The sequence below is a fragment of the Streptosporangium sp. NPDC048886 genome, from assembly GCF_055586905.1.
Genome location: NZ_JBVJHH010000034.1, coordinates 108,548 through 125,387, shown reverse-complemented (window position 1 = coordinate 125,387; position 16,840 = coordinate 108,548). Strand labels below are relative to the sequence as shown.

Here is a 16,840-nt window from a genome sequence, read left to right as displayed (position 1 = left end):
CCCCGCCGCTGGGTCGTGGAGCGGACCTTCGGCTGGCTGATGCTCCACCGCCGCCTGACCCGTGACTACGAGGCCCTGCCCACCCGCTCCGAAGCCATGATTTACATCGCCATGATCGACCTCATGACCCGCCGCCTCACCCGCGAATCCACCCCAACCTGGAGAGACACCTGAAACCACAATCAGACAGAACCCACGTGATCAAACACTCACTAAGTTCCGAGTCGGGTCAGCGATCATAGGCGATCAGTGATCGGGTGATGGGCTGAGCGGTGGCGTGGTTGTGGCCAAGTGGCAGCGCTCAGTGCCAGGAGGCGCTGAGTGATACGTGGTCCCGCGTACTGAGCTCGGGGTACGGGCGCCGTGCGGTTCGAGGTCGAGCTGGCCTTACAGGGTGCCCTGCCGGTCCCAGGAACCCTCGATAATCTTCGGATGCCGCGATTACTCGTGATGCTCCTGATGTTGACTCTGCTCGTCAGCGGCAGCCACCTCCTCATCGGACGGCTCACCTTCGATGACCACGCCGCCCGCGCCGTCTGGACCTGGCGGACCAGTGGCGCGGCGGAGATCTGGCGCAACGGCTTCGTCCCGACGGAGGACCTGAGCAAGATGCCGCACGACGTGGAGCAGCGGATCTCCAGTGACGAGGAGTACGGCTTCGCCGTGGCCGGCCCGCTCCCCTCGCCCCCGGACGAGGCGCGGATCCGCTGGGACGACGGTTCCACCATGCAGGTCCCCGTGATCAGCGCACGCCAGGCGCTGATCATGCTGTCCCCATATGAGCAGGAGTCCTCCAGCCAAGACGATCGGGCGTACAAGATGACCGGCGCCACCTTCACGACCATGCGCCTGCGGACTCTGCGCGGCATGGCCACCGTCCCGGCGTGGCGGCTGTACTTCTCCAACCTGCCCGGCCCGATCGACCACGTCGCAGTCGACCGGGCCACGCTCGGCACCGTCGAAGACGTCGTCGGTGACCACCTGCCCCCCGATCTCCGCGGCTTCGAGGTACTCAGCGAGCGCACGCTGCGGGTGAGCTACCTCTATGGCGTCTGCGACATCCGAAAGATGCCGACCGTCCACTTGCGGGCCGACGAGCGGCCCGACGTCGTGGTCCTCGGAATCGAGGTCGATGAGCGCATCGGCAACGGTCTGTGTACGGGCGTCGGCGCATCCGGCGAGGGCATCGTCCGGCTTGGGGAACCGCTGGGCGACCGGGTGGTGCTGGATGCGAAAAGCCGGCTCCCTGTCTGCCTCCATTGGTCGGCTCCCTGCCGCGCCGGGTGACCTCCGGGCGCAACCGGGCCACCGCCCAGCCCATCACTCGATCAACTGATCGGATAGGACCTACTTGTCCAGGAGGAGAAACCCGTCCCGCGCGTCCGTGTAGAGCTCCGCCGCGCAGATCTCCCTGGTCTCCGACCGGAACACGCCCGAGGCGACGTCCGCCCAAGGCTCGCGCTGCTCCGCGGGTACGTCGTCCCACACCTCAAGCCGGATGCTCACGCGATCGGTGTCGCGGAGACACGGCAGCAGTTCGTGATCGCTCCGAACCAGCCGCCGCCCGGGAAGTCACCGGGATCGTAGGAGAACGTCACATCGACCACGAAGAACGTGCGGTCGTAGGCGTTCAGCTCGCAGTCACTGCGAGAGATCAGAGGCACCGCGATCCTCCTCGGGCGAAGTTCTCCGGGCACGCGCCCGCTCCCCCTTCTATCGCGTGCCAGCCGAAGATCATCAAGCGGGAAGCCCGCAAAGTGCCCTGGATGTGCCCTGAGAGCCATCCACGACGCGATCACCGCAGGTCAACGACCTGGCGGGTCAGAACATCGAGATGTGGACGTGGTCCAGGTGGTTGGCGGTGTTGCCGCCGCGGTCGGACATCAGCTTCCAGCCGGTGCCGGTCCGGACGTCGTAGTACTTCTGCTGCCAGATGATGTACATGACCCCGATCTGGGGGCCCTTGGAGATGGCCCACTGGGCGAGGCGGTCGCCGCGTTCCTTGGCCTCGGCGGTCGGGATCCGGCCGCCGGTGCTCATCATGAAGTCGCAGGCCCGGCCGCTGCCGTGGTCGCCGGGGTCGCCGGGGCGCAGGCAGCCGTAGCCGTAGGGCATCGGGAAGGACTGCAGCACCATGTTGCGCATGGCGACCGTGCGGGCGGTCAGGCCGTCGCTGCCGGAGGGGGTCTGGAAGCCGTATTTGGCCAGGAGCCCCTCGATCCGGACCCGGTTCTTCTTCAGGTCGGCGATGTCCTTCTTGAGGCTGACGATCTTCGCGTCCGCGGCCTTCTCGGCGTCCTTGGCCTTCTTGATCAGCTCCTGGATCCGGTTGAGCTGGGTGGCGCGCTGGCTGGCCAGGTAGGACATGGTCGCGGCCTGGCTGAGCGCGAGGGAGGGGTCGCCGTCGAAGCTCAGCATGTTGGTGCCGTCCAGCACGCCGCCCATGTAGGTGGTCTGGACGATGCGGGCGATGTCGGCCTTGGCGTTGGTCAGCGCCCGCTTCAGGCTCTTGGCGTTGGCGGCGGCCTTGCTGGCCTGGACCCGGGTCTCCTCCAGGCTCTGCACCTGGCCGCGGTAGTCCTTGTTGATCTGGCTCGCCTCGCGGGTGAGCCTGCGGAGCTCGGCCTCGGGGTCGGGCTTGGCCGCGCGCTGGGCGGCGGCACCGGCCATGACGGGGGTCAGGAGCAGCGCGGCGAGCACGACGCCCAGCGTGGCCGAGCGAGTCGATCTCACGCTTCGCTCACCTCCAGAGCCCCCTCATGGACGGAGCGAAACTATAGAAGACGATCTTGAGGCCCGCCACCGGAACGGCGGAACCCGCGCACCATTGACGAACTATCTACCAGTCTGCGGTGCTTTAAACAAATGCTGCGGCGGCGACCCCGCGGGGATGCGGGGCCCGGGATCCGGCCCCCGGGGCGTCCCCTTGCCAGGGTCGACAGAACATGATTCGGTCTCCACAGTGGAGGGACCTTGTGGAGCCCTCCCCGGCGGAAGACACTGTCCAAACAAGCACTAGCTCAAATATCGACTCCGGCCCGCCCACCAGGAGGCAACAGATCATGCGTCAGCACGACACGCTGTTCATCGGGGGCGACTGGGTGGCCCCCGCGGGCACCGGGACCATCGACGTCGTCTCGCCCCACACCGAGGAGGTCGTCGGCCGCGTCCCCGACGGGACCCCCGCCGACATGGACCGGGCGGTGGCCGCCGCCCGCCAGGCGTTCGACCACGGCCCCTGGCCCCGGATGACGATGCCCGAGCGCGCCGCCGTCCTCGACCGGCTCGCCGAGATCTACGCGGCCCGCCAGGCCGAGATCGCCGAGACCATCACGCTGGAGATGGGCTCGCCCATCACCTTCTCCCAGATGGCGCAGGCCCCGCAGCCGCTCGGCATGCTGCAGTACTACGCCGGCCTCGGCAGGACCTTCCCCGTCGAGGAGGAACGGCCGGGCACCTTCGGCCCGGTGACCGTCCGCCGCGAGCCGGTCGGCGTGGTCGCCGCCGTGGTCCCGTGGAACGTCCCCCAGTTCGTCATCATGATCAAGCTGGCCCCCGCCCTCCTCGCCGGCTGCACGGTCGTGGTCAAGCCCGCCCCCGAGACCCCGCTGGACGCCTACCTGCTGGCCGAGATGGTCAAGGAGGCGGGCGTCCCCGACGGGGTCGTCAACATCGTCGCCGCGGGGCGCGAGGCGGGTGAGCACCTGGTCTCCCACCCCGGCGTGGACAAGGTCGCCTTCACCGGCTCCACCGCGGCCGGCCGCCGGATCGCCGCGATCTGCGGCGAGCAGCTCAAGCGGTGCACCCTGGAGCTCGGCGGCAAGTCGGCCGCGATCATCCTGGACGACTGCGACCTGCCCTCGGCCATGGGCTTCCTGTCGATCGCCTCGCTGATGAACAACGGCCAGGCCTGCATCGCCCAGACCCGCATCCTGGCCTCGCGCAACCGCTACGACGAGGTCGTGGACGCGGTCGCCGCGATGGTCCGCGGCATGCCGGTCGGCGACCCCGCCGACCCCGCGACCGGCATCGGCCCGCTGGTCGCCAAACGGCAGCAGGAGCGGGTCCAGGACTACATCAGGATCGGCATCGACGAGGGCGCCAAGCCGGTCGTCGGCGGCCTGGAGCGCCCCCACGACCGGGGCTGGTACGTGGCCCCGACCGTCTTCGCCGGGGCCACCAACGAGATGCGCATCGCGCGCGAGGAGATCTTCGGCCCGGTGCTGGCCGTGATCCCCTATGAGGACGAGGCCGACGCGGTCCGGATCGCCAACGACAGCGACTACGGCCTCGCCGGGACGGTGTGGACCTCCGACACCGAGCACGGCATGGACATCGCCCGCCAGGTGCGCGCCGGCACCTACGGCGTCAACCTCTACATGGTCGAGACCAGTTCCCCGTTCGGCGGCTTCAAGAGCAGCGGCCTCGGCCGCGAGCTCGGGCCCGAGGGTCTGGGCGCCTACCTGGAGTACAAGTCGATCGCCCGCCTGGGCTGAGATCTCCGCGAGGACGTGCCCGTACGGCTCCGCGGAGCCGTACGGGCACGACGCGGGCGCGGCGGCGGACGGACGGCCCAGCACGCCCCCGCGACGCTGGGCCGCCGCCTGACTACGGGGAGCATGTCCCATCGGTCACCGTCGGGCGGTGGCCGATGTCCCGTGGACCTCTCCCGGCGGGTTTCATCCGTCCGCTGTAGGTAGACGTCATTTATCCGCGATTGGTTCGCGAAACAACCTCAAGAGTTTCGCGGGCGATCTCCAGCTCCTCGTCCGTCGGGATGACCGCGACCTTCACGGCCGCGCCGTCGGCCGAGATCAGCCGCTCTCCCCGCTGGTTGCGCGCCGGGTCCACGGCGATGCCGAGCGCCTCCAGGCCGGCCAGCGCGGTCTGTCTGACCAGCGGCGAGTTCTCCCCCACACCCCCGGTGAACGCGATCACGTCCACCGTGCCGAGCACGGCGTAGTAGGCGCCGACGTATTTGCGCAGCCGGTGGCAGTAGACCGAGAAGGCGAGCTCGGCATCCGGGTCACCGGCGGCCAGCCGCTCCTGCACCGCGCGCATGTCGTTGTCGCCGCAGAGTCCGAGCATGCCGCCGCGCCGGTTGAGCAGCGTGTCGATCTCCTCAAGGGACATGCCCCCGGTCCGGCCCAGGTAGAGGACCACCGCCGGGTCCAGGTCGCCGCTGCGGGTGCCCATGACGAGCCCTTCGAGCGGGGTCATGCCCATGGAGGTGTCCACGCACCGCCCGGCCGACACCGCCGAGGCGCTCGCGCCGTTGCCCAGGTGGAGCACGATCACGTTGCCCAGCGGCCTGCCCACGGCGCGGGCGGCCTCGCGGGAGACGTAGGCGTGCGAGGTGCCGTGGAAGCCGTAGCGGCGGATGCCCAGCCGCTCGGCCACCTCGCGGTCGATCGCGTAGGTCGTGGCGGCCGGGGAGATCGTGGAGTGGAAGGCGGTGTCGAAGACCGCGACCTGCGGCAGGTCGGGACGGATCCTGCGGGCGACCACGATGCCCGTCAGGTTGGCCGGGTTGTGCAGCGGGGCGAGCGGGACGAGCTCCTCGATCTTCCTGATCACCTCCTCGGTGATCAGGGTGGGCTCGGTGAAGGTCCTGCCGCCGTGCACCACCCGGTGCCCGATCGCGGTCAGCTCCGGGGAGTCGAGTCCGAGGCCCTTGTCGGCCAGTTCGGTCGCGACGACCTTCAGGGCCGCCTCGTGGTCGCTCACCGGGGACCCGGCCTCGCCGATCCGCTCGACCGTCCCGGAGGCCAGCCGCTCGTCACCGGACAGGAGCCGGTACTTCACGGAGGAGGATCCGGTGTTGAGCACCAGTACGCGGCTCACGACGCCTCCTGTGCCTGGATGGCGGTGATGGCCACGGTGCTCACGATGTCGGTGACCAGCGCGCCCCGTGACAGGTCGTTGACCGGCCTGCGGAGCCCCTGCAGGACGGGCCCGACCGCGACGGCCCCGGCCGAGCGCTGCACGGCCTTGTAGGTGTTGTTGCCGGTGTTCAGGTCCGGGAAGATCAGCACGGTCGCCCGGCCCGCGACCTGGGAGCCGGGCAGTTTGGCGGCGGCGACCCTGGCGTCCACCGCGGCGTCGTACTGGATGGGCCCCTCGACCAGCAGGTCCGGCGCCCGCTCCACGACCAGGGCGGTGGCGTGGCGGACCTTGTCCACGTCGGCGCCGCTGCCGGAGTGGCCGGTGGAGTACGACAGCATCGCCACCCGTGGCTCGACGCCGAAGCGCTGCGCCGTACGGGCCGAGGAGACGGCGATGTCGGCGAGCTGCTCGGCGTCGGGATCGGGGTTGATCGCGCAGTCGCCGTAGACGAGCACCCGGTCGGCCAGGCACATGAAGAACACCGAGGAGACGATCGAGGTGCCGGGGACCGTCTTGATGATCTGGAACGCCGGCAGGATCGTGGCGGCCGTGGTGTGCGCGGCGCCGGAGACCATGCCGTCCACGGCGCCCCGGCGCAGCATCATCGTGCCGAAGAAGTTGGCGTCGGTGACCACGTCCATGGCCCGCTCCAGGGTCATGCCCTTGTGCGCCCGGAGCTCGGCGTACTCTGCGGCGAAGGAGTCGCGCAGCGGGGAGGTCAGCGGGTCGACGACGCTCACACCGGACAGGTCGAGGCCGAGGTCGCCGATCCGCCGCCGGACCACCTCCTCCCGGCCCAGCAGGGTGAGGTCGACGATGCCACGCCGTAGGAGGATGTCGGCGGCCCGGAGGATCCGGTCCTCCTCGCCCTCCGGCAGCACGATGTGCCGCCGGTCGGCCCGCGCCCGCTCCAGCAGCGTGTGCTCGAACATCATCGGGGTGACCCGGTCGGAGCGGGCCAGCTCGATCCGGTCGGCCAGATCAGCGGTGTCCACGTGGGTCTCGAAGTGGCCGAGAGCCGTCTCGATCTTGCGAGGGTTGTCGGCGGTCAGCCGTCCCTCCAGACCGCCCAGGGTGGTGGCCACGGTGAAGCTGTCCGCGGTGGCCGCCAGCACCGGCATGCCGGGCGCCAGGCGGGCGGTGAGGGCCTTGACGGCCTCCGTGGGCTCCTCCCCCACCGTCAGCACCACGCCGGACGGCCTCGCCGTACCAGCCGTGTCGGCCGCCACCGAGACGAGCAGCAGGTCCGCCCGGTCGCCCGGCGTGATCACCAGGGCTCCGTCGGTCAGGTACTCCAGGAACAGCGGGAGGGTGGCCCCGCCGAACACGAACCCGAGGACGTCCCGGCGCAGCCCGTCCTCGTCCCCCTGGATCTGCTTGGCCGACACCGCCTGCAGCACCTGGCCGACCGTCGGCGCCGACAGCGAGGGGTGCTCGGGGATGACGTAACAGGGCACCGGCAGCTCCGGCTCCACGGTCATCCCCCGCGGCACCCGGTTGGCGACCACCGCCAGCACCGTGCTGCCCAGGTCCGAGAAGACCTGGTAGCCGGTGCGCATCTCCATCGCGATCTCCGCGGCCTGCTCGCCGTGCGCGCCCACCACCACGATCACCGGGGCGCCGAACTCGGCGGCGAGCCGGGCGTTGAGGGCCAGCTCGCGCGGGAGGTCGTCGGTGTCGAAGGAGCTGCCCAGCACCAGCAGCGCGTCGCACTCGCGCTCCAGCGCGTGGAAGCGGGCGACCAGCCGGGCGACGAGCTCCTCGGTGCCCTTGTGCGCGTAGATCTCCGCGGCGTCCTCGGCCGTGACCCCGATCGCCGAGACCGCCGGGCGGTAGCGGGCGTTCAGCAGTTCGAGCGTGCGGTCGTCACCCTCCCCGGTGATCGGCCGGAACACCCCGACCCGCTCCACGTGGCGGGTGAGCAGCTCCATCAGGCCCAGCTCGACGATCTGCCGGCCATCGCCACGGCCGAGACCGGCCACGTAGATGCTCCGCATATGCACTACTCCTCGTCTCGACGCATCCTCTGTCATGCCTCCCCCGCAGGAGTGAACACCTGCCGGGGTTCAGGTACCGGCGGCGACCCACTCCCCGATCCGGCGGATCAGCGCCGGTGTGGCCGCCGACTCCGCGTGACCGTATCCGGGCTCGACCCACAGCTCCTTCGGCTCCCGGGCGGCCCCGTAGATCTGGTGCGCGTGGTCGAGGGGGAAGAAGTCGTCGGCGTCGCCGTGCACGACCAGCAGCGGCGTCGGGGAGATGTGGGCGGCCGCCTCGTGGGGCGCCGGCGGCACCGGGTCCCACACGCCCTTCCTGATCCGCGTCCGCTTGCCCACCCGCGCGGCCCACCGCCCCAGCGGCTGCTCGATCGCCCAGTGCACCTGGCGCATCGGCCGGGTCCCCCGGTAGTACCACCGCGCGGGCGCGCTGACCGCGACCACCGCGTCGGGCCTGCCCGGCCGGGGAGCGCGCTCATCCGAGGCCCCGTCCTGCCCGTGCCGCCCGGCGTGCCGTACGGCCACCGCCGCGCCCATGGAGAACCCGACGACGGCGACCCTGGTGTAGCCGATCATCCGGGCATGCCGTACGGCCGCGTCCAGGTCCAGGATCTCCAGGTCTCCCACGGTCGACTCGCCCCCCGACCGGCCGTGCCCCCGGAAGTCGAACGAGACCACCCCGCCGAATCCGCTCAGCACATGGGCGATCCGCCGCGTGGGGCGCTCCCGCAGCGATCCGGTGAACCCGTGCGCCAGCACGATCCCCAGATCGGCCGCCCCGCGTGACGGGATGTGCGCGGCGTCGATCCGGACCCCGTCCTCGGTCATGAGCATCGCGGCGAACGATGGTGCTAAAGGCATGCCCCGAGCCTAGAGTGGGTTTTACCTGGACCTGAGGCCGGGGACCGCCCGGCCGAAAGGTGTCGGGGAGGTGAACTGACATGTTCCGTCCGGCCGCGACGTGAGAGTGATTGTGCGGATCAATTAAAATGGTAGGGCCGCACCGTCCGCGGCCAGCCTCCACGATCACAGAGTGAGACTCCATCATGCCTTTGAACAGCCGCGACGACCTGCGGAACATCGCGATCATCGCGCACGTCGACCACGGCAAGACCACTCTCGTGGATGCCATGCTCTGGCAGTCCGGCGCCTTCCGGGCCAACCAGGACGTGGACGACCGTGTCATGGACTCCAACGACCTCGAGCGCGAGAAGGGCATCACCATTCTCGCGAAGAACACCGCCGTCAAGCACGGCGACATGACCCTCAACATCATCGACACCCCCGGCCACGCCGACTTCGGCGGCGAGGTCGAGCGCGGCCTGTCGATGGTGGACGGCGTCGTGCTGCTGGTGGACGCCTCCGAGGGCCCGCTGCCGCAGACCCGGTTCGTGCTGCGCAAGGCGTTCGCCGCCAAGATGCCGGTCATCCTGTGCATCAACAAGGTCGACCGCCCCGACGCCCGGATCAAGGAGGTCGTGGACGAGGTCTACGAGCTCTTCATGGACCTCGACGCCACCGAGGAGCAGATCGACTTCCCGATCGTCTACGCCTCGGCCAAGGCCGGCCGCGCCTCGCTGAACCGTCCGGAAGACGCCGGGATGCCCGACTCCGAGGACCTGGAGCCGCTGTTCCAGGTCATCAAGGACACGATTCCGGCGCCGACCTACGACCCGTCCGCCCCGCTGCAGGCGCACGTCACCAACCTGGACGCCTCCTCCTACCTGGGCCGGATCGCGCTGTGCCGCGTCCACCAGGGCACCATCAAGAAGGGCCAGCAGGTCGCCTGGTGCCGCACCGACGGCACCATCCAGAAGGTGAAGATCACCGAGCTGCTGATGACCGAGGCGCTGGAGCGCAAGCCCGCCGAGCAGGCGGGCCCCGGTGACATCATCGCGATCGCCGGCATCCCGGACATCATGATCGGCGAGACCCTGGCCGACCCCGACGACCCGCGCCCGCTGCCGCTGATCACGGTGGACGAGCCCGCCATCTCGATGACCATCGGCACCAACACCTCGCCGCTGGTCGGCAAGGTCAAGGGCTCCAAGGTCACCGCCCGCATGGTCAAGGACCGGCTCGACAAGGAGCTCATCGGCAACGTGTCGCTGCGCGTCCTGCAGACCGACCGCCCCGACGCCTGGGAGGTCCAGGGCCGTGGCGAGCTGGCGCTGGCCATCCTGGTCGAGCAGATGCGCCGTGAGGGCTACGAGCTGACCGTCGGCAAGCCGCAGGTGGTCACCAAGGTCGTCGACGGCAAGGTGCACGAGCCGGTCGAGCGGCTGACCGTCGACTGCCCGGAGGAATACCTCGGGGCCGTCACCCAGCTGCTGGCCGTCCGCAAGGGCCGCATGGAGCACATGACCAACCACGGCACCGGCTGGATCCGGATGGAGTTCGTGGTCCCGGCCCGCGGCCTGATCGGCTTCCGGACCGAGTTCCTGACCGAGACCCGCGGCACCGGCCTGGTGCACCACGTCTTCGAGGCCTACGAGCCGTGGTTCGGCGAGCTGCGCACCCGCAACAACGGCTCGCTGGTGGCCGACCGCCCCGGCCCGGTCACCGCCTTCGCGATGACGAACCTGCAGGAGCGCGGCATCCTGTTCGTCACGCCGACCACCGAGGTCTACGAAGGCATGATCATCGGTGAGAACTCGCGCTCCGACGACATGGACGTCAACATCACCAAGGAGAAGAAGCTCACCAACATGCGCTCCTCCACGGCTGACGTGACGGAGACCCTGATCCCGCCGCGCCAGCTCTCGCTGGAGCAGGCGCTGGAGTTCATCCGCGAGGACGAGTGCGTGGAGATCACCCCGGAGACCGTGCGCATCCGCAAGGTCGTCCTGGACGCCGCGACCCGCGGCCGCTCCGCCGCCCGCGCCAAGCGTGGCAACTGACCGTCCACCCGGCCTCCGTGCGAACCGTATGGAGGCACCGGACTTCCAGGCGGTCTCCGGGCGGTGACCCGCCCTCGGCGTGAGAGCCGTGCGGTGGCACCGGACTTCCAGGCGGGAGCCGTACGGTGACCCGCCCTCCGCGCCGAAGGGGTGCGGACGGAGACGTGCTGACAAGGCGCCGGACCCTCGCGGTCCGGCGCCTTTCCGCGTTCTCAGGTCCTCCCGCCGTTCTCAGGTCCTCCCGCCGTTCTCAGGTCCTCCCGCCGTTCTCAGGTCCTCCCGCCGTTCTCCGGCGCCCTCCCTCCGCGCCGCGCGGCCCCCTCCCGTCCGGACGGCATGGACACCGTCCGATACTCGAAGGAGGAGAACCTTTCAGGCCCCTCCGCCGCGACCTCCGGGGGGAGGGGGAACGCGGATCCTCCGCGACGGAGGACAGCAACCGTAGGGGGACGCTCATGCTTCCCGGGTCTCATCTGGCACTGGCCCTCGCGCTCGGGGCGGGAACGGCCGGCGCCGCCGCCACGGCCGCGGTCACGCCCACACCCGCCCCGACCAGCCCGTCCGGCCCGACCAGTCCATCGGCCCCGACCAGCCCGTATATCTCGCCGAGCCCGACCGGGTCACCAAGCCCGACCGGGTCACCGAGCCCGACCGGTCAGGCGGGCGCGTCGGCCCGCGCCGAGATCAAGGACGTCGACGGCAACCAGGTCGGCCTGCTGCGCATCGACACCAGGGACGACGGCAAGGTAAGGCTCAGGATCCGGGTCCGCGGCCTGCCCCCCGGCTACCACGGCTTCCACATCCACAACAAGGGCGTCTGCGACCCCAGGTCGACCGACCCCGCCACCGGCAGCCCCTTCTTCAGCGCGGGCCCCCACTTCAACCTCGGCCCGGGCCCGCACCCCGGCCACTCCGGCGACCTGCCCAGCCTCCTGGTCGGCAAGGACGGCGTCGGCAGGGCCACCGACGTGACCGACCGCTTCCGGGTGCGGCAGCTCCTCGACGGGGACGGCAGCTCCGTCATCGTCCACGCCCGGCCGGACAACCAGGCCAACATCCCCAAGCGCTACAACCTCAAAGGGGACGGGAGCGGCCCGGACGCCGAGACGCTCAAGACGGGCGACTCCGGTGGCCGCATCGCCTGCGGTGTGATCGCCCGGCGTTAGGGGAAGGTCCCGGCCAGGCGTCCGGGCCTCTTCCGGACGCCTGGCCGGGAGAGCCGCACCGCGACGGGTGGAGCCCGTGAATCCGCTCGGTCCGGCAGGCCGGGCCAGAATAAATGAGATTTTCTGCCACTTTGAAATCGTTACCGAGGTAACGTATCCAGATGCGGCCGTTTACGGCCCCATCACCGGTGACCTGTCGGAGGTCGCGGAAGGAGTGCGGTTATTCGAGGCCCTCCGCGTCGGGGCATTACCGCTCAGCATGTCAACGGCATTCGTCGAGAGAATGGCAGAGAAGAGATGGACCCGAGCAATCTCACGTGGCGGAAATCGAGTTTCAGCAGCAGCAACGGCGGCGACTGCGTCGAGGTGGCCGAGCTCGGAAGCACCGCCCACCGGCCGGAGCGCAAGCGCGACGCCACCCATGCCGTCCGCGACAGCACAGACCCCTCCGGGCCCGTCCTCTACTTCACCCTCACCGAATGGAACGCATTCATCAAAGGCATCAAAGCATCCGAATTCGACCTTACGGAACCGACCGGGTCATAACCTATGTTCTGCTCCTTGATGCCGGCCGGTTCCGGCATGGGAAAGGCCGGCGGCTCACGGGACGCGGAAAAGGCGGGCGCGGCACTGACCACGAGTTGAGCATTTGCTGACCCGCTCGCTCCTAGCGTTTCCGTAGCCGGCCGGAGGGCCGGGACCGGACCGGAGGGGCAGGCCATGCGGCGGCTGGAACGCGAGCGGCGACGGCGTGTCGCGGTCATCTCCCTGATCGGGATGGTCGCGTGCGCCCTGTCCGCCTGCGAGAGCGGCCCGGCGCCGGGCCCGCTCTCACCCGGCGGGACCGCCGCGACCGCCGGCGGGGTGCGGCCCGGCGGCACGCCGGGCATGCCGGCCGCCGGATCGGCCACACCGGGCGGCGCCTCCGCCGCCCCGGTGTTCCCCGGCACCGCCCCGGTGTTCCCGGGCGCCACGGGCCCCGCGCTCCCCGGCTCCGCCTCCGGCACCACGCCGCCGGACGCCTACGCCCACGGCCGGCCCGGCATGCCCAGCCCGGCCGCCGCGAGATTTCCCGAGCGGGTGTACGTGCCCAACAGCGAGAGCGACACCGTCACCGTGATCGACCCGCGCACCTACCGGGTGCTCCGCACCTTCGAGGTCGGCCGGCGGCCGCAGCACGTCGTCCCGTCGTGGGACATGAAGACGCTCTGGGTCAACAACACCGACGGCGACTCGCTGACACCGATCGATCCCAGGACCGGCAGGCCCGGAAAACCGGTGCACGTGGACGACCCCTACAACCTGTATTTCACCCCGGACGGCCGCACCGCCCTGGTGATGGCCGAGCGGGAGAACCGGCTCGACTTCCTCGCCCCCCGCACCATGAGGCTCCGGCACTCCATGAACATGCCGTGCAGGGGGATCAACCACGCGGACTTCACCGCCGACCAGAAGACCTTCCTGGCCAGTTGCGAGCTCTCCGGGCATCTGGTGGCCGTCGACATGGCGACCCGGAAGGTCCGCGCCGTCATCGACCTGGCGGACGGCACCACCCGGCGCGGTGGCGCCCGGCCCGGCGCCGCGCGGAACCACGGCACGCAGCACGGCGCCGCGCAGAACAACGGCATGAACCACGGCATGCAGTACGGCGCCGCGCGGAACCACGGCATGCGGGGCAGCCACACCGGGAGCGGCGTCACGCGGAGCAACAGCCTGTCCCGGAGCGGCGGCCTGTCCCGGCGCACGGGGCATGACGCCGTCCGGCGCGGCCACCTGCCGGAGACCGGCAGACCCGCCGCCAACATGCCGCAGGACGTCAAGCTCTCCCCCGACGGCACCACCTTCTACGTCGCCGACATGGCCAGACGCGGCGTGTGGCTCGTCGACGCGGAGAAGTTCCGGGTCACGGGTTTCATCGGGACCGGCCGGGGCGCCCACGGGCTCTACGTCAGCCGGGACTCGCGGCTGCTGTACGTGTCCAACCGCGGCGCCGGATCGGTCACGGTCATCTCCTTGGCGCTCCGCCGCCCGGTCGACACCTGGCGCATACCCGGCGGCGGTTCGCCGGACATGGGCGGGGTCTCGGCCGACGGCGGCCGCCTGTGGCTGTCCGGGCGCTACGACGGCGTCGTCTACGTGTTCGACACCCGTGCCGGCCGTCTCATCCGCAAGATCAAAGTCGGCGCCGGTCCGCACGGCCTGTCCGTCTATCCCCAGCCCGGACGCTACCCGCTCGGCCGCACGGGGACCTTCCGCTGAGGAGGCGGCCCCGTTCACGGCCGGTCGGCCCGGCCTTCGAGCTCACGCCTGCGGCGTAGCAGCGCGGCGTGACGGGCGCGGGCCCGCACCAGGACGACGAGGGCCACGGCGGTCATCGTCACCGCGACGGCGACACCCGTCACGCCCACCCAGGTGCCGCGGACAGCGGCGACGGCGACCGCGGCGGCCGTCAGCAGCCCCGTCGCCACCACCGACAGCCAGCCGGCGATCACCTGGTCGAGGGCGAACAGCGGTGTCCTCCGGGTCAGCGCCCAGCTCCCGTAGCCCGTCCAGGCCAGGCAGAGTGCGACGAGCAGCCCGAAGGCCAGGTGCGTGCGGCCCGGCAGCGCCGGCTCCGTGGCCCACAGCAGGCCCACGCCCACCGCCCCCACCAGCCCGCCCAGCAGCGCCACGACGACGCCGATCCGGCTGCGCAGTGAGAGCGGCCGGGACAGTTTGCCGATCATGTCATCGGGGTTCATCGCCGGTATCCCTTCTCCGTCAGGTGGTCGCGCAGCATGCGCCGCGCACGGGAGAGGCGTGACTTGACGGTGCCGACGGGGACGGCGCAGATCTCGGCGCAGTCTTCCACGGAGAGATCCTCCAGGTAGAACAGCACGAGGATCTCCCGCTCGCGGACCGGCAGCCCGGACAGCCCCTCGACCAGCTCGGCGCGGTCCACGAGCGCGACGGTCGCGTCCGGTGACACCGGTCCGTCCTCGGCTGCGACCTCCGGCCTGGCGTACTCCTCGCGGAGCCTGTTGGCCACCGCGCGCCGGGCGATCGTGAACAGCCACGGCGCGAACCTGTCGGGCTCCTTGAGCCGGGGCAGCCCGCGGACCACCGCGAGCCAGACCTCCTGACTCACGTCGTCGGCCTCCATCGGGCCCAGCATGCGGCGGACGTAGGTCCACACGGGGCCGTGCCAGGCCCGGACCAGCTCGGCGAACGCCTCGCGCTCGCCGAGCTGGCAGCGGACCACCAGCAGTTCGTCGCTCACCTTGCCTCCTCACCCTGCACAGTCGGGGAGCAGGCCCGTCAGGTTCACGGTCCCGCGGGCTCCGGCGCACGGCCCCGCGGGCTCCGACCGTGAAGGGCGGCGGCTAGTCCGCCGGGAGGTGGGCGGTGAGCCACTCGACGAGCGGGGTGAGGTCGCGCCAGACCACGCGGACGCGGTCGAGGACCTCGGGGGTGTGGACCCACGGCTCGGGAGGGAAGCGGCGGCCGGCGTGCAGGGATCTGTGGCGGAGCAGGTCGAGGCGGGGGTGGCCCTCCGGGGTGCCGCGGGGGCGAGTCTTCAGCCGGTCGCCCTCGATCTCGTAGCCCGCCGCGCGGAGCTCGTCCACGATCTTCGCCAGCGGGACGCCGCTGAGCTCCTCGTCGACCGCCTGACGGTAGCGGGCGAGTTGGCCGCCCTGCGCCGAGTAGAGGCCCGCGCCGGCGTGCAGCCCGGCGGCGTCGATCTGGACGTAGTAGCCGATGGCGTCGGCGGTGGCGGCGTAGGCGCCCTGGTGGGTCTTGTAGGGCGACTTGTCCTTGGCGAAGCGGACGTCGCGGTGCGGGCGGAACAGGTGCACCGGGCCGAACTCGGCGGACAGCTCCTCGCCCAGCGCGGTCATGGGCGCCCTGACCATGTCTGTGTAGAGCTGCTTGTGACGCGTCCAGTAGGTCTTGGAGTTGTCGGCCTCCAGGCCCTCGTAGAACAGGAAGGCCTCGTCGGGGAAGCCGCTGAAACTCATGGTGCCCATACTTCCACCCGCGACCGACATCGGCCCGTCACCGCCCGGCGGGCTCCCTGTCCTCGCCGTACTCCTCGCCGGGGGTGAGTTTCCCGCCGTACAGCTCGGAGACCGTCACGAACGTGTAGCCCCGGGCGGCGAGCAGGTCCAGCACATGAGGGGCGGCTTCGATCGTGGTGGGGTGGATGTCGTGCATGAGCACGACGGAGCCCGGCGTGGCGGCGCTCGCCCGCCGCGTGACGATCAGGCTGTCGCGGTCGCGCCAGTCCTTGGTGTCGACGTCCCACAGGATCTGGGCGAGCCCCCTGTCCCGGGCCACGGCGGCGACGCGCTTTCCGGTGGCCCCGTACGGCGGCCGCATGAGGGTCATCCAGCGTCCGGTCACATGGTGGACGACTCCCTGGGTACGGCTCAGCTCGCCCCTGATCCCGGCCTCCGACAGTGCGGTGAGCTGCGCGTGGCTCCAGGTGTGGTTGCCTATCTCGTGCCCCTCCGTCACCATCCGGCGGAGGTTGTACGGGCCGTCCCCCTCGGCCACCATCCGGCCGATCACGAAGAAGGTCGCCCGGACGCCGCGGCCGGCGAGGATGTCGAGCAGTTGCCCGGTGTGTTCGCCCGGCCCGTCGTCATAGGTCAGCGCCACACACTTGATCCGTCCGCAGTCGATGTGGCGCTTCCCGGGCGGGACGGGATACCTGCTCCTGGGCCACTGCGGCTGGATCGCGGCCAGCTTGGCGGCCAGGGCGCCGAGGTCGACCGGCGGGGGCGGGGTGGCGGGGGCGGCGGCCGCCGGCACGCTCCCGGGCCCCACCACGGCGACCGGCGCGGCGCATCCCCCGGCCCCCGTCATCAGGGCGATCAGGACGATCCACAGCCGCACGCTTCCCCCAAGG

17 protein-coding genes and 1 pseudogene are annotated in these 16,840 nt (G+C 70.8%); 7 read left to right on the top strand and 11 right to left on the bottom strand.

What is annotated here, in order from left to right:
* On the top strand, positions 1 to 174 hold a 174-nt coding region (locus tag ACZ6R6_RS34725; protein WP_470100589.1), incomplete at its 5' end, for a transposase.
* Between the two features lie 55 nt (positions 175 to 229).
* On the opposite strand, the pseudogene ACZ6R6_RS34720 reads toward ACZ6R6_RS34725, so the two are convergent.
* Positions 230 to 387, bottom strand: a pseudogene (locus ACZ6R6_RS34720) (IS982 family transposase); the annotation flags it as partial.
* Positions 388 to 432: 45 nt separating this feature from the next.
* On the opposite strand from ACZ6R6_RS34720, the gene ACZ6R6_RS34715 reads away from it, so the two are divergent.
* Entirely contained in the window at positions 433 to 1,287 is an 855-nt protein-coding gene (locus tag ACZ6R6_RS34715; protein WP_470100576.1) for a hypothetical protein, read from the top strand.
* 60 nt (positions 1,288 to 1,347) lie between these two features.
* Here ACZ6R6_RS34715 and ACZ6R6_RS34710 read toward each other — a convergent pair whose 3' ends face one another.
* The 3 genes from ACZ6R6_RS34710 to ACZ6R6_RS34700 all read right to left on the bottom strand — a co-directional run bounded on the left by ACZ6R6_RS34710 (position 1,348) and on the right by ACZ6R6_RS34700 (position 2,733).
* A complete protein-coding gene (locus ACZ6R6_RS34710; protein ID WP_470100574.1) occupies positions 1,348 to 1,506 on the bottom strand; it encodes a hypothetical protein in 159 nt (52 codons plus the stop codon).
* The gene (locus ACZ6R6_RS34705) at positions 1,503 to 1,664 is read right to left on the bottom strand and encodes a hypothetical protein (RefSeq protein WP_470100572.1); all 162 of its coding nucleotides are present in this window, start codon (positions 1,662 to 1,664) and stop codon (positions 1,503 to 1,505) included. The genes ACZ6R6_RS34710 and ACZ6R6_RS34705 overlap by 4 nt, the downstream gene beginning before the upstream one ends.
* Positions 1,665 to 1,821: 157 nt before the next feature.
* Positions 1,822 to 2,733, bottom strand: coding sequence for a VldE C-terminal domain-containing protein (locus ACZ6R6_RS34700; protein ID WP_306865145.1), 912 nt, complete (start codon positions 2,731 to 2,733; stop codon positions 1,822 to 1,824).
* A gap of 329 nt (positions 2,734 to 3,062) precedes the next feature.
* Between ACZ6R6_RS34700 and ACZ6R6_RS34695 the strand changes: the two genes are divergently transcribed.
* The gene (locus ACZ6R6_RS34695) at positions 3,063 to 4,496 is read left to right on the top strand and encodes an aldehyde dehydrogenase (RefSeq protein WP_470100570.1); all 1,434 of its coding nucleotides are present in this window, start codon (positions 3,063 to 3,065) and stop codon (positions 4,494 to 4,496) included.
* A 211-nt stretch (positions 4,497 to 4,707) separates the two neighbouring features.
* Here the strand turns inward: ACZ6R6_RS34695 and ACZ6R6_RS34690 are convergent, their stop codons facing one another.
* From ACZ6R6_RS34690 to ACZ6R6_RS34680, 3 genes are all read right to left on the bottom strand, one after another.
* Positions 4,708 to 5,844 carry an acetate/propionate family kinase gene (locus tag ACZ6R6_RS34690; protein WP_470100568.1) on the bottom strand — a complete coding sequence of 379 codons (1,137 nt, stop codon included), beginning with the start codon at positions 5,842 to 5,844 and terminating at the stop codon, positions 4,708 to 4,710.
* On the bottom strand, positions 5,841 to 7,883 hold the full coding sequence (pta, locus tag ACZ6R6_RS34685; protein ID WP_470100566.1) for a phosphate acetyltransferase: 2,043 nt from the start codon (positions 7,881 to 7,883) through the stop codon (positions 5,841 to 5,843). Before pta ends, ACZ6R6_RS34690 begins: the two co-directional genes overlap by 4 nt.
* Before the next feature lie 69 nt (positions 7,884 to 7,952).
* A complete protein-coding gene (locus tag ACZ6R6_RS34680) occupies positions 7,953 to 8,744 on the bottom strand; it encodes an alpha/beta hydrolase (RefSeq protein WP_470100564.1) in 792 nt (263 codons plus the stop codon).
* A 185-nt stretch (positions 8,745 to 8,929) separates the two neighbouring features.
* Between ACZ6R6_RS34680 and typA the strand changes: the two genes are divergently transcribed.
* From typA to ACZ6R6_RS34660, 4 genes are all read left to right on the top strand, one after another.
* Positions 8,930 to 10,783, top strand: coding sequence for a translational GTPase TypA (gene typA / locus ACZ6R6_RS34675; protein WP_470100562.1), 1,854 nt, complete (start codon positions 8,930 to 8,932; stop codon positions 10,781 to 10,783).
* Between the two features lie 455 nt (positions 10,784 to 11,238).
* On the top strand, positions 11,239 to 11,949 hold the full coding sequence (locus ACZ6R6_RS34670) for a superoxide dismutase family protein (protein ID WP_470100560.1): 711 nt from the start codon (positions 11,239 to 11,241) through the stop codon (positions 11,947 to 11,949).
* Positions 11,950 to 12,246: 297 nt separating this feature from the next.
* Positions 12,247 to 12,495: a DUF397 domain-containing protein gene (locus tag ACZ6R6_RS34665; RefSeq protein WP_451934098.1), complete on the top strand. Its 249-nt coding sequence runs from the start codon at positions 12,247 to 12,249 to the stop codon at positions 12,493 to 12,495.
* 174 nt (positions 12,496 to 12,669) lie between these two features.
* Complete coding sequence (locus ACZ6R6_RS34660; RefSeq protein ID WP_470100558.1) at positions 12,670 to 14,208, top strand: YVTN family beta-propeller repeat protein; 1,539 nt, start codon at positions 12,670 to 12,672, stop codon at positions 14,206 to 14,208.
* A 14-nt stretch (positions 14,209 to 14,222) separates the two neighbouring features.
* Here ACZ6R6_RS34660 and ACZ6R6_RS34655 read toward each other — a convergent pair whose 3' ends face one another.
* From ACZ6R6_RS34655 to ACZ6R6_RS34640, 4 genes are all read right to left on the bottom strand, one after another.
* Positions 14,223 to 14,690, bottom strand: coding sequence for a hypothetical protein (locus tag ACZ6R6_RS34655; protein ID WP_470100556.1), 468 nt, complete (start codon positions 14,688 to 14,690; stop codon positions 14,223 to 14,225).
* On the bottom strand, positions 14,687 to 15,208 hold the full coding sequence (locus ACZ6R6_RS34650; protein WP_470100554.1) for an RNA polymerase sigma factor: 522 nt from the start codon (positions 15,206 to 15,208) through the stop codon (positions 14,687 to 14,689). The genes ACZ6R6_RS34655 and ACZ6R6_RS34650 overlap by 4 nt, the downstream gene beginning before the upstream one ends.
* 103 nt (positions 15,209 to 15,311) lie before the next feature.
* On the bottom strand, positions 15,312 to 15,947 hold the full coding sequence (locus ACZ6R6_RS34645; RefSeq protein WP_470100552.1) for a DUF2461 domain-containing protein: 636 nt from the start codon (positions 15,945 to 15,947) through the stop codon (positions 15,312 to 15,314).
* Between the two features lie 37 nt (positions 15,948 to 15,984).
* Complete coding sequence (locus tag ACZ6R6_RS34640) at positions 15,985 to 16,827, bottom strand: polysaccharide deacetylase family protein (protein WP_470100550.1); 843 nt, start codon at positions 16,825 to 16,827, stop codon at positions 15,985 to 15,987.
* Positions 16,828 to 16,840: the final 13 nt, after the last annotated feature.

Bases quoted from the DNA above. Each gene is read 5' to 3' on its own strand.
- ACZ6R6_RS34715 (WP_470100576.1), top strand. From the start codon at position 433: ATGCCGCGATTACTCGTGATGCTCCTGATGTTGACTCTGCTCGTCAGC.
- ACZ6R6_RS34695 (WP_470100570.1), top strand. From the start codon at position 3,063: ATGCGTCAGCACGACACGCTGTTCATCGGGGGCGACTGGGTGGCCCCC.
- pta (WP_470100566.1), bottom strand. From the start codon at position 7,883: ATGCGGAGCATCTACGTGGCCGGTCTCGGCCGTGGCGATGGCCGGCAG.
- ACZ6R6_RS34680 (WP_470100564.1), bottom strand. From the start codon at position 8,744: ATGCCTTTAGCACCATCGTTCGCCGCGATGCTCATGACCGAGGACGGG.
- typA (WP_470100562.1), top strand. From the start codon at position 8,930: ATGCCTTTGAACAGCCGCGACGACCTGCGGAACATCGCGATCATCGCG.
- ACZ6R6_RS34670 (WP_470100560.1), top strand. From the start codon at position 11,239: ATGCTTCCCGGGTCTCATCTGGCACTGGCCCTCGCGCTCGGGGCGGGA.
- ACZ6R6_RS34665 (WP_451934098.1), top strand. From the start codon at position 12,247: ATGGACCCGAGCAATCTCACGTGGCGGAAATCGAGTTTCAGCAGCAGC.
- ACZ6R6_RS34660 (WP_470100558.1), top strand. From the start codon at position 12,670: ATGCGGCGGCTGGAACGCGAGCGGCGACGGCGTGTCGCGGTCATCTCC.
- ACZ6R6_RS34655 (WP_470100556.1), bottom strand. From the start codon at position 14,690: ATGAACCCCGATGACATGATCGGCAAACTGTCCCGGCCGCTCTCACTG.
- ACZ6R6_RS34645 (WP_470100552.1), bottom strand. From the start codon at position 15,947: ATGAGTTTCAGCGGCTTCCCCGACGAGGCCTTCCTGTTCTACGAGGGC.